This window comes from Streptomyces sp. SID12501, from assembly GCF_010550245.1.
GTDB lineage: Bacteria > Actinomycetota > Actinomycetes > Streptomycetales > Streptomycetaceae > Streptomyces.
Genome location: NZ_JAAGLU010000567.1, coordinates 1 through 457, shown reverse-complemented (window position 1 = coordinate 457; position 457 = coordinate 1). Strand labels below are relative to the sequence as shown.

Genomic DNA, 457 nt, shown 5'->3' with positions numbered 1-457 from the left:
GACACCGAGTGCCTCGACTCCACGACGGGCGGCTCGCAGGTCGACACCTACCTCACGGACGTGCTCGTCCCGTGGGTCGACGCGCACTACCGGACGGTCGCCGACCGGTCGGGGCGCGCGTTCGGCGGGTTCTCGTCGGGCGGCTACTGCGCGCTCGACCACGGCCTGCGGCACGCCGACCAGTTCGCCGCGATCCTCGCGATGGGCCCCTACGCCGACCCGGGCGAGGGCGGGCACGCCATGCTCGCGACGCAGGCCGAGTGGGACGCGCACGACGTCACGAAGTACGCCCCGACGATCGCGCTGCCGTCGCCGCTGACGTTGTTCCTCTCGGTGCCCGCGGACGAGAACAGCATGAGCGTGCGGCACGCGGCCCAGGTCGCGACGACGCTCGCGGGCCGCGGCGTGGACGCCGTGTGGCGCGAGGAGCCCGGCCAGACGCACACCTGGCCGCTGG

General features: G+C 74.4%; 1 protein-coding gene. It reads left to right on the top strand.

Annotated features, from left to right (window positions below; translation table 11 throughout):
- On the top strand, positions 1 to 457 hold a 457-nt coding region (locus G3I71_RS47320; protein WP_275409447.1), incomplete at both ends, for an alpha/beta hydrolase-fold protein.